Annotated in this window: 8 protein-coding genes and 1 CRISPR repeat array; all 8 genes read left to right on the forward strand. The window is 59.8% G+C overall.

Annotation, left to right across the window (positions count from 1 at the left end):
- Positions 1-128 precede the first annotated feature (128 nt).
- Genes cas3 through cas2e form a run of 8 tightly spaced genes read left to right on the forward strand, consistent with a single transcriptional unit; the run spans position 129 to position 9,374 of the window.
- Positions 129-2,894 carry a CRISPR-associated helicase Cas3' gene (gene cas3, locus J3351_RS08370; RefSeq protein WP_207697513.1) on the forward strand — a complete coding sequence of 922 codons (2,766 nt, stop codon included), beginning with the start codon at positions 129-131 and terminating at the stop codon, positions 2,892-2,894.
- Positions 2,881-4,506, forward strand: a complete 1,626-nt coding sequence (gene casA, locus J3351_RS08375) for a type I-E CRISPR-associated protein Cse1/CasA (RefSeq protein WP_207697514.1) — start codon at positions 2,881-2,883, stop codon at positions 4,504-4,506. Before cas3 ends, casA begins: the two co-directional genes overlap by 14 nt.
- Positions 4,503-5,126, forward strand: coding sequence for a type I-E CRISPR-associated protein Cse2/CasB (casB, locus tag J3351_RS08380; RefSeq protein WP_117505580.1), 624 nt, complete (start codon positions 4,503-4,505; stop codon positions 5,124-5,126). The genes casA and casB overlap by 4 nt, the downstream gene beginning before the upstream one ends.
- Position 5,127: 1 nt before the next feature.
- Positions 5,128-6,207, forward strand: a complete 1,080-nt coding sequence (cas7e, locus tag J3351_RS08385) for a type I-E CRISPR-associated protein Cas7/Cse4/CasC (protein WP_207697515.1) — start codon at positions 5,128-5,130, stop codon at positions 6,205-6,207.
- Positions 6,208-6,209: 2 nt separating this feature from the next.
- Positions 6,210-6,896, forward strand: a complete 687-nt coding sequence (gene cas5e / locus J3351_RS08390) for a type I-E CRISPR-associated protein Cas5/CasD (protein ID WP_207697516.1) — start codon at positions 6,210-6,212, stop codon at positions 6,894-6,896.
- A 6-nt stretch (positions 6,897-6,902) separates the two neighbouring features.
- Positions 6,903-7,544, forward strand: a complete 642-nt coding sequence (gene cas6e, locus J3351_RS08395; protein ID WP_156058883.1) for a type I-E CRISPR-associated protein Cas6/Cse3/CasE — start codon at positions 6,903-6,905, stop codon at positions 7,542-7,544.
- Positions 7,537-8,496: a type I-E CRISPR-associated endonuclease Cas1e gene (cas1e, locus tag J3351_RS08400; protein ID WP_117476463.1), complete on the forward strand. Its 960-nt coding sequence runs from the start codon at positions 7,537-7,539 to the stop codon at positions 8,494-8,496. Before cas6e ends, cas1e begins: the two co-directional genes overlap by 8 nt.
- A gap of 2 nt (positions 8,497-8,498) precedes the next feature.
- Positions 8,499-9,374: a type I-E CRISPR-associated endoribonuclease Cas2e gene (cas2e, locus tag J3351_RS08405; RefSeq protein ID WP_156062038.1), complete on the forward strand. Its 876-nt coding sequence runs from the start codon at positions 8,499-8,501 to the stop codon at positions 9,372-9,374.
- Between the two features lie 32 nt (positions 9,375-9,406).
- A CRISPR array of direct repeats spans positions 9,407-10,105; the repeat unit is 28 nt; unit sequence CTTTTCCCCGCCCACGCGGGGGTGATCC.
- Positions 10,106-10,107 lie beyond the last annotated feature (2 nt).

Consider the following 10,107-nt stretch of genomic DNA (forward strand, 5'->3'; position numbering starts at 1 on the left):
CTGAAAAAAACCTGAAAAAAGCAGCAAACATCCGCTTTATAGGACTTTTCGCGTGCTATTCTATCCTCAGAGAAACCCCGATGATGTGGAAAAAGCGATTTTCCTGACTGCAGTGGAGGTGGAACAGGATGAAACAACGAGGTATTCCCTACGAAGTGCGGCTGTTTGCAGGCAAAACAGACCCGGTGAACAGCGGTTTCTGGCTGCCGCTCTGGATGCACCTGAGGGATACGGCGGGTATTATGGTGTATCTGGTGCAGAAGTGGCTGCCGGAAAGCGTCCGTCAGCATATCGAGCTGGACGAGGATCTGCTGACACAGACCGCCTGCTTTTTGGGGTGGGTCCATGATCTTGGAAAGGCTTCCACAAATTTCCAGTGCCCTATCATGGCACAACTGCCGGAGCCCAGACAGCGCCTGGAGAAATATACAACGCTCAGTTACCGGGAACAGAATCGCAAGTATTCACGTCACGCGTTGGCGAGTGAGGCCATCTTGCGGTGGCTGAAATGCCCCAACGGGCTTGCATCGGTAGCAGGAGCGCACCATGGCAAGCCACAAACCGGGAAGGACGTACTTGACCAGCTGGGCGATGAGGAAGAAGAAGGCAGCTGGGAATCCAACTATTGGCCCGAGGGCGAGCAGAAATTCTGGGAGAGCTGCTGGCGGGAACTGTTTGACTACGCCTTGCAGGAAAGCGGCTTTTCCAGCGTGGACGAGCTGCCGCAGTTGACCATCCCGGCTGAGATCCTGCTGACCGGTCTGCTCATTATGGCGGACTGGATCGCCAGCAATACCCGATACTTTCCGCTCATCCCTGTGGAAGAGGTGGGCAGCGATACCCTGTATCCTGCCCGTGTCAATCGGGCGTGGGAAGCGCTGGACCTGACCTCTCCGTGGGAGGTGCAGTCAGATGTGACGGAACCGGGGGCGTTTGCGGAACGGTTCGGCTTTCCGCCCAACGAAGTCCAGCGGGCCATGCTGGAAGCCGTCAGCCAGGCCCAGGAACCGGGGATGTTCATTCTGGAAGCACAGATGGGCGTGGGCAAGACGGAGGCCGCGCTGGGCGCGGCAGAGATTTTAGCCAAGCACGGCGGCGATGGCGGCATCTTCTTTGGTCTGCCCACCCAGGCCACCGCCAACGGCATCTTTGGGCGGCTGCTGGCGTGGGCCGAAAAGCAGCCGGATGGGTTGGAGCACTCCATCAAGCTGGCCCACGGCATGGCCGAACTGAACGAGGCCTACCTCCGGTTGCAGCAGGACACGGTGCGGGTGGAGGAAGATCTGGAAGCAGACCCCGATGCTGACCCGGAGAGCCGGGTGATGGTGCATCAGTGGTTCCGGGGCAATAAGCAGGGGCTGTTGGCTGATTTTGTCATCGGCACGGTGGATCAGCTGCTGATGGCGGCGTTACAGCAAAAACATGTGATGCTGCGCCACCTTGGCCTTGCGGGCAAGGTGGTGGTCATTGACGAGTGCCACGCCTATGACGCTTACATGAACTGCTATCTTGACCGGGCGCTGACCTGGCTGGGCCGGTACAAAGTACCGGTGATCCTGCTTTCGGCTACCCTGCCCGCCAAGCGCCGGGTCGAGCTGGTCAGGGCCTACCTGAATGGAAGAACCGCCCCGGACGGCTTATGGCAGACCTGCCGGGGCTATCCGCTGCTGACCTGGACGGACGGCAAACAGGTGGAGCAGACGACTATCCCACTGGAAACCGAACCACGCAGAGTGGAGACATTCCCGCTGACCGAGGAACAGCTGACTGACACTCTGCGCAGTGCCTTGCGGGAGGGCGGCTGTGCGGGCGTGATCGTCAATACCGTGAAAAAAGCGCAGGCCATTGCGGCCCGTCTGCGGGCAGAACTGCCGGAGTTTGAGGTGGTGGTATTCCACGCTCAGTTCCTTATGCCCGACCGTGCCGCCAAAGAAGAGGCGCTGATGAAGCGCATCGGCAAGCACTCCAACCCGGAACAGCGGGATAAGCTCATTGTGGTGGGCACGCAGGTGCTCGAGCAATCCCTTGATATCGATCTGGATCTTCTGGTCACAGAGCTCTGCCCCATGGATCTGCTTTTACAGCGTATCGGACGACTGCACCGCCACGAGGGGCGGGCTCGTCCCCGGCCGGTGGCGCAGGCCCGCTGTGCCGTGCTGGACACTGGGACGGAGGACTTCGACGAGGGCAGCAAGGCGGTTTACGGGGAATGGCTGCTCTGGCGCACCCGCAAGTTCCTGCCCACCGCCATCACCCTGCCCCATGACATTGCCCCGCTGGTGCAGGATGTCTATGGCTGGGAGCCCGACCCTTTGCCCGCCAGCCCACAGAGCACTGCGGCCCGGGCAGAGTACGAAAAGGCCCAACAAATCAAAATGAGCAAGGCAGAGACCTTTACCATCCTGCCGCCGGAAGAGCACAGAAAGCGCCCTTCCCGGAATACGCTGGACAATTGGATGGATGATGTGGGTGCGGTCAGTGACAACGGTGCCCGCGCGGCGGTGCGTGACGGAGACCCTTCCATTGACGTGCTGGTCTTGATGCGGGATGCGGCGGGAAATGTCTGCTTCCTGCCCGATGAAACGGGGCATCCCGGTGCCAGCGTGCCCACGGACGAGCCGCCTCAGCCGGAGATGGCGCTTCAAATTGCACGGCAGAAGCTGCGCCTGCCCGGATATTTCAGCAAACGGTGGTCGGTGGAACAGACCATCGACGCACTGGAAGCCCGGAACCGGGACGTGTTCGGGCTGTGGCAGCAGTCGCCGTTGCTGCGGGGAGAACTGATCTTACTGCTGGATGACCACCTGACCGCACAGCTTGCCGGGCAGGTGCTGCAATACGACCGTGAAAACGGTCTGACCTACCGGAAGGAGGAAGAGAATGAAGCAAATTGAGTATAATTTGCTGGAGGAACGCTGGATGCGGGTGCGCGGGCAGGACTATACCGTGCAGGAAGTCTCTCTGCCGGATGCCCTGCTGCACGCCCACGAATACCGCGACCTGGCCGGAGAACTGCCCACGCAGGATGCCGCCATGCTGCGGCTGCTGTTGGCGGTTCTGCACACGGTGTTTTCCCGGGTGGATGGAAACGGTACGCCGGCCCCCTTTGAGGAAACGGACGATGCCCTGATCCGCTGGGAGGAGCTGTACCGGCTGGGGCATTTTCCGGAAGCGCCCATCCGGGCCTATCTGGAGCAGTGGCGGGACCGCTTCTGGCTTTTCCACCCGGAACGCCCCTTCTGGCAGGTGCCGGAAGCGAAGATCGGAAGCCCATTCCGGGCCAAAAAATTGAACGGTGAAATCTTTGAAAGCGAAAATAAGGACAGCTTGTTTTCTGCCTATTCAGGCGAAGCGAAAGAGCGGCTGACCTATCCACAGGCGGCAAGATGGCTTGTTTTTTTGAATAATTACGACGATACTGCGGCAAAGAAAAAGGCAAAGGATAGAACGCTGCCTTCTATGGGGCCGGGCTGGCTGGGCAGACTGGGCGTTGTCTATGTAAAAGGTGCAAACCTGTTTGATACTCTGATGCGAAATCTGATGTTCTTGCGGGATGGTGGAAAGCTCTGGGAAGAGGATGCTCCCTGTTGGGAGCTGGATGCAGCCCGGACAGAGGAACGCACAGAAGTACCCTGCCCGGATAACTTTGCTGGACTGATGACGATGCAATACCGAAGAATTTTGCTGAAGCGTCAGGAAGGCTGGGTGACAGGTTGTACTGTGCTTGGTGGAGATTTCTTTGATTCAACGAATGCATTTGCCGAACCGATGACGCTCTGGAATAAAAAAGAAGAGAGCAAAAATAACCCACGATACTATTACCCGCGTGTGCATAGTATGAGCAAACAACTTTGGCGAGAGTTTTCGGCTCTGACTGGAATCGATAGCCATGTTCCCGGAGTGATCTGGTGGAATACCTTACTGCAAAACGAGAAGATACTGAGCAGAAAAGAGCATTTGCAGATATGTGCGCTTGGTGTGGAATATGGCAAGATGAGCAACTCCATGACAGACTGTTATACGGATCAGCTTTCTATGGAACTGGCTTTGCTAAATGAATTGGGCCGTGCATGGCAATCTCGAGTAGAGGATGAGGTGGAAAACTGCGAGCAGGCCGCGCAATGCGTCGGCCGCCTTGCCTGGGAGCTCTCCCTTGCGGCGGGAGATAAGAACGATACGACCGCGGAATCCGCCCGCACCCAGTTCTACTTTACCATCGACCAGCCGTTCCGGCTTTGGCTGCAGAGCATTGACCCCGAAACGGACAAGCTGGACGAAAAAGCCGATGAATGGCAGGAGAAAGCCCGCAAACTGGCCGCAGAGCTAGGCCGCCAGATGGTGGAGCGGGCCGGAAATGCCGCCTTTGTGGGCCATAGGGTCGAGGTGAAAACAGGCGGTAAAAAGGACGAAAAGAAAACCGTTCTGTATACGGCCCCCAAGGCCTACAATAGCTTCCTGTACAATCTGCGGAAGCTCTACCCGAAGAAAGAAGGAGGAACAGCATGATAACGGATGCGATCCATGATTATGTGGCCGGACAGCTGAGCGGGCTGTGGAGCCTGCCCAAACCCCAGCGGCGTGCCCGGCTGGCAGAGCTGCGCCGGGGCGTTGGGCATCAGCCCGGCGACCTGCCGGCGCTGTGGGGCAGCTTCCTGCAGGAACTGCCCAAAGAGCTCTGGGGCAGGGAAACGGCGGCAGGAGAGTGCCGGGAACCATCGGAAGCCGAGTGGGCGGTCTACCTTGCCCTGACTCTTTACGCCCTGCACCAGCAGGGAGAAGAGAACATTTCCATGAATGAAAAGGGCTGCACGCTGGGCAGGGCGGTGCGCCTGCTGGCCCAGAATTCCGCAGCTGCCGCGCAGGACTGGACCGAGAGCAGCGTCCTGCGCCGGTTCAACGCACTGGCCACAGCGGATTCTATGCCCGAGGTGTCCCACTACCTCCGGGGGATGGTGCAGCTGTTCCGGGGAAACGAACCGAAGCTGAAACTGGATTACCCCCGGCTGGCTGTGGAGCTGTACCGGTTCCAGCTCCCGGATCAGGCAGCCAATGTCCGCCTGCAGTGGGGCCGGGACCTCTACCAGATGAATGCCGACACACCTGAAACCGAAGAAAAGGAGAATTGAAATGGATACCAAGCGTCTGTATGTTGATTTTCATGTGCTGCAAACGGTGCCGCCCAGCTGTGTGAACCGCGACGATACCGGCAGCCCCAAGACGGCTGTCTATGGCGGTGCCACCCGCGCCCGGGTATCCTCTCAGGCGTGGAAGCACGCGATCCGAGAGATGTTCAAAGATGAGTACATGCTGAATGCTGAAGATATCGGCAGCCGAACCAAAAAGATTGCAGATGTGGTGGAAAAGCAGATCAAACTGCTTGCACCGGATGCGGACGCAGCTAAACTGGCAAAGAAAGTAGTCAAAAACACAGGGTTTAAGGTGGACGAGAAGAGCGGAGAGGACAAACTTAAGACATTGTTCTTTTTGAGCGAGGCCCAGGCCAAAGCATTGGCTGAATTGGCGATTGCAGATTGCAATGACCCGAAGCAGTATAAAGATGCACTGGGGACGGCTCCTTCGGTAGATATGGCGTTGTTCGGAAGAATGGTGGCAGATGCGCCTTCCCTGAATTACGATGCCGCCGCTCAGGTGGCCCACAGCATCTCCACCCATGCCGTGCAGAACGAGTTTGATTACTTCACCGCTGTGGATGACTGTGCCCCGGAGGATTCGGCAGGTGCGGGCCATCTGGGCACGGTGGAGTACAACTCTTCCACCCTGTATCGCTATGCCACCGTCAACATGGTGGAACTGGTGCACCTGCTGGGGGCTGAAAAGGCAGCCCAGGCTGTCCGGGTGTTCGGCGAAGCCTTCATCCGCTCCATGCCCACCGGAAAGCAGAACAGCTTTGCCAACCGCACCCTGCCGGATGTTGTCTATGTCACCCTGCGGGAGGATCAGCCTGTGAACCTCTGCGGTGCCTTTGAAAAGCCGGTGCGCAAGAGCCCAGAGGGCTATGCGGAACCCTCCAAGACGGCGCTGAAGCAATACGCGCAGCAGGTGTATGCCTGCTATGCGGATGCTCCGGCCCAGAGCTTTGCTGTGGGCATCGGGCTGGACGAGCTGGCCCCGGCCATGCCCCTGAACCAGATGCTCACCGCGCTGGAACGTGCCGTAAAGGAGAAGCTGCCCGGAAATGAGGTGTGACCATGGCAACGCTGTTGCTTCGGCTGGCCGCGCCCCTGCAATCGTGGGGTGCGGATTCCAAATTTGAGACCCGCAAAACGAACCGGGAACCCACCAAAAGCGGTGTCATTGGCCTGTTGGCGGCGGCTCTGGGCCTGCGCCGGGACGATGCCGCAGGTCTTGCCCGGCTGAACGGCCTGCACTTTGCCGTCCGTGCTGACCGGGAGGGCAGCCTGCTGGTGGATTTCCACACCGCCAACCGGGAAGAGGATCGAAAAAAAGGCAAGGCTCCCTATGTGACCTACCGCCATTACCTGCAGGATGCGGTCTTTCTGGTGGGGCTGGAAAGCGAGGACACTGCCCTGTTACAGGAGCTGGAAACGGCCCTGAAATATCCGGTCTACCCGCTGTATCTGGGGCGGCGTTCCTGCCCGCCCACCCTGCCGCTCTGCCTTGGCATCCGGGCCGGGAAACTGCTGGATACCCTGCGGGCAGAACCGCTGCTGGTGAAACAGAGGAATGGGGCCCCCTTGCGCATCGTGGCAGACGCGGACCCGGCGGATGCTGCTGCCGTGCCCCGGCGTGATCTGGCGGTGTCGTTCAGTCCCATCCACCGGCAGTACGGCTTCCGCCCAGTGCGGGAGTGGAACACAAACCCGCCGGAAATGCCCGGCGCGACCGAACATGACGCAATGGCAGAATTGAGGTGAGAAATCATGTATCTATCCCGCGCAGAACTTGACCCGACCCGCCGTGAGACCATGGTGGCGCTGATCTCGCCCCAGAAATTCCATGGTGCGGTGGAAAACGCTTTTCCCGGTGCGCGCCGCCGCAGGCTGTGGCGGCTGGATCAGCTGGGAGAAAAACTGTACCTGCTCCTGCTCAGTGAGGAACGGCCGGATCTGACCGCCCTGTGTGCGCAGTTCGGCACCGGTGCGCCCCCGGAGACCCGGCCCTATGACCCGCTGCTGGAACGGGTGACAGCGGGCAGCTGCTGGCAGTTCCGCCTGACCGCCAACCCCACCCGCAGCAAAAAAGACTCTGCCGACCATACGGCCCGGGGTACCCTGAAACCCTGCTATCTCGAGGTAGAGCAGGAGGAATGGCTGTGGGCACAGGCCGCAAAGCACGGCTTTGCCGTCTCGGAGGGGTCCTTCGCAGTGACCCGGAAGCAGACCTATCACTTCAAGAAAAACGGCACCCGGCCTGTTACCCTGCTGGCTGTGACCTACGAGGGCATTCTGCAGGTAACGGACCCAGAGGCCTTCAAGGCCCTGCTGTGCGAGGGCGTTGGCCGGGGCAAGGCCTATGGCCTTGGCCTGATGACCATCATCCACAGGGGAGGAGACCATGGCTGAGATGCCGGGCATTGCGCGGCCCGAACGGCAGGCGCTGCCGCAGCTTCGGGACCGGATGACCTTTCTGTATCTGGAACACTGCACCCTTGGCCGGGACAATGGAGCCATTACCGTAACGGATGAAAAGGGCATCGTTCAGGTTCCGGCAGCGGGCATCTCTGTCCTGCTGCTGGGGCCCGGCACCCGTGTGACCCACCGTGCCATGGAGCTGATGGGGGATACCGGTGTGGCAGCGGTCTGGGTGGGGGAGCATGGCGTGCGGTTCTACGCCCATGGCCGTGCCCTGAGTGAGCACTCCCGCCTGCTGGAACGGCAGGCTGAGCGCTTTTCCAACCAGCGGGAGCATCTGGAAGTGGTGCGCAAAATGTACCAGCTCCGTTTCCCGGATGAGGATGTTTCCCGCCTGACCACCCAGCAGCTCCGGGGCCGGGAGGGCAGCCGGGTGCGCACGGCATACCGCAAGGCCGCAAAGGCCACCGGTGTCAAATGGAATGGCCGGGTGTATGACCCCAATGATTTTTCTGCAGGAGACCTCGTCAATCAGGCACTTTCGGCGGGCACGGCCTGCCTGTACGGCCTGGCCTTTGCGGTCATCACTGCGCTGGGCTGTGCGCCGGGACTGGGATTTGTCCACGTCAAGCACGAGGGCTCTTTTGTGTACGATATCGCCGACCTGTACAAAGCCGAGGTGGTCATCCCGCTGGCCTTCGAGGTGGCGGCGCAGGCTCCGCAGGATCTGCCCTCCGTTATGCGCCGCCGTGTGCGGGATGCCATGGTGGAACATCATATTCTGGAGCGGATGGTGCACGATGTCCGCTGGCTGCTCCTGAACGAAGAGGAGCAGGCGGCGGAACCGGAAGCGGTCTATCTCTGGGACAGCAAGATCGGCACCGTTGCCAACGGCGTAAACTACTTCGATGCGGAAGAAGGTGAGGAGCCATCGTTGTCCTGACTATGACAAACTGTCCGCCCAGCCTGCGGGGTGACCTATCCAAGTGGCTGTGCGAGATCAACACCGGCGTGTATGTGGGCAATGTGAGCAGCCGTGTGCGGGATGCCATCTGGGATCGCGTCTGCGAAAACCTGAAAAATGGGCAGGCAACGCTGGTGTTCAACATCAACAACGAACAGCGGATGGATTTCCGCACCCACAACACCAGCTGGGAGGCCGTTGATTTCGAGGGCATCAAGCTGATGCGCCGCCCGCTGCCCCGGACGCAGGCCCCGGCGGCTGATCTCAAACCGGGATTCAGCAACGCGGCCAAACGCCAGATGGCTCAGAAGATGGCCCGGAAGAAAGCCGCCGCCCCTGCCAAGGAAGAAAGCTACACCGTGATCGACCTTGAAACCACCGGTCTGAACGCCGCCTCAGATGCCATTGTGGAATACGGCGCTCTCCGTGTGCGGGATGGTCAGCCTGCCGAAGAATTTTCGGCCCTTGTCCGGGGCACAGAACCTCTGCCGGATGTGGTGGCAAAGCTCACCGGCATCACGCCGGAGGAGCGGAGCGGCGGTATGGAGCCGCTGGCCGCGCTGGAGGCGTTCCTCGCATTCGTGGGCAAAGACACGCTGGTGGGCTATCACCTGAAATTTGATCTCGATTTCTTGCGTGCGGCCTGCATTCGGAATGACAGACCCCTGCTTACCAACCGCAGCATCGATGTTTTGCCCCTTGCCCGCCGTAAGGTGTCGGGGGTGATGAACTATAAGCTGCTCACGCTGGCCCGGTATTTTGAGGTTGCCCAGCAGGAGACCCATCGCGCCCTGCCCGACTGCCGCCTGATCCAGCAGGTCTATGCAAAACTGAATGAAACGGGATCGGCCCGCTGATAAAAATGCCGCTTCTATGGGATCTTTTTAGTCTTTTCCCCGCCCACGCGGGGGTGATCCTAACGGTGGTTGCTAAAAAGGATTCCAAACACCCTTTTCCCCGCCCACGCGGGGGTGATCCCTGCTTATCAAGTCCATTGTCACCCCCGATCTGCTTTTCCCCGCCCACGCGGGGGTGATCCCAACTCCCGGGTCGGAACGGCCCGAAAACGTAGCTTTTCCCCGCCAACGCGGGGGTGATCCTCGTGGGAGTGCCCACCAATGCCGTACTCCTTTCTTTTCCCCGCCTACGCGGGGGTGATCCCATGGGCAGCCATACGCCCTCCAGCTCCTTGTTCTTTTCCCTGCCTGCGCGGGGGTGATCCGTAGGGCAGGACGGCGTACACAGTGCCAGTTTGCTTTTCCCCGCCCACGCGGGGGTGATCCTTTGCAGCCCGCAGGTGCAGCGGAATTTCACGGCTTTTCCCCGCCAACGCGGGGGTGATCCCACGAAACCGTCGGCATTGAAGCACGGCAGGTACTTTTCCCCGCCCATGCGGGGGTGATCCTTATTTCAAGATGCTGACCGCAGAACATAAAGTCTTTTCCCCGCCTACGCGGGGGTGATCCCACGAAACCGTCGGCATTGAAGCACGGCAGGTACTTTTCCCCGCCCATGCGGGGGTGATCCTTATTTCAAGATGCTGACCGCAGAACATAAAGTCTTTTCCCCGCCTACGCGGGGGTGATCCCA

The organism is Faecalibacterium sp. Marseille-Q0746, assembly GCF_017377595.1.
GTDB lineage: Bacteria > Bacillota > Clostridia > Oscillospirales > Ruminococcaceae > Faecalibacterium > Faecalibacterium duncaniae.

Bases quoted from the DNA above. Each gene is read 5' to 3' on its own strand.
- cas3 (WP_207697513.1), top strand. From the start codon at position 129: ATGAAACAACGAGGTATTCCCTACGAAGTGCGGCTGTTTGCAGGCAAA.
- casA (WP_207697514.1), top strand. From the start codon at position 2,881: ATGAAGCAAATTGAGTATAATTTGCTGGAGGAACGCTGGATGCGGGTG.
- casB (WP_117505580.1), top strand. From the start codon at position 4,503: ATGATAACGGATGCGATCCATGATTATGTGGCCGGACAGCTGAGCGGG.
- cas7e (WP_207697515.1), top strand. From the start codon at position 5,128: ATGGATACCAAGCGTCTGTATGTTGATTTTCATGTGCTGCAAACGGTG.
- cas5e (WP_207697516.1), top strand. From the start codon at position 6,210: ATGGCAACGCTGTTGCTTCGGCTGGCCGCGCCCCTGCAATCGTGGGGT.
- cas6e (WP_156058883.1), top strand. From the start codon at position 6,903: ATGTATCTATCCCGCGCAGAACTTGACCCGACCCGCCGTGAGACCATG.
- cas1e (WP_117476463.1), top strand. From the start codon at position 7,537: ATGGCTGAGATGCCGGGCATTGCGCGGCCCGAACGGCAGGCGCTGCCG.
- cas2e (WP_156062038.1), top strand. From the start codon at position 8,499: ATGACAAACTGTCCGCCCAGCCTGCGGGGTGACCTATCCAAGTGGCTG.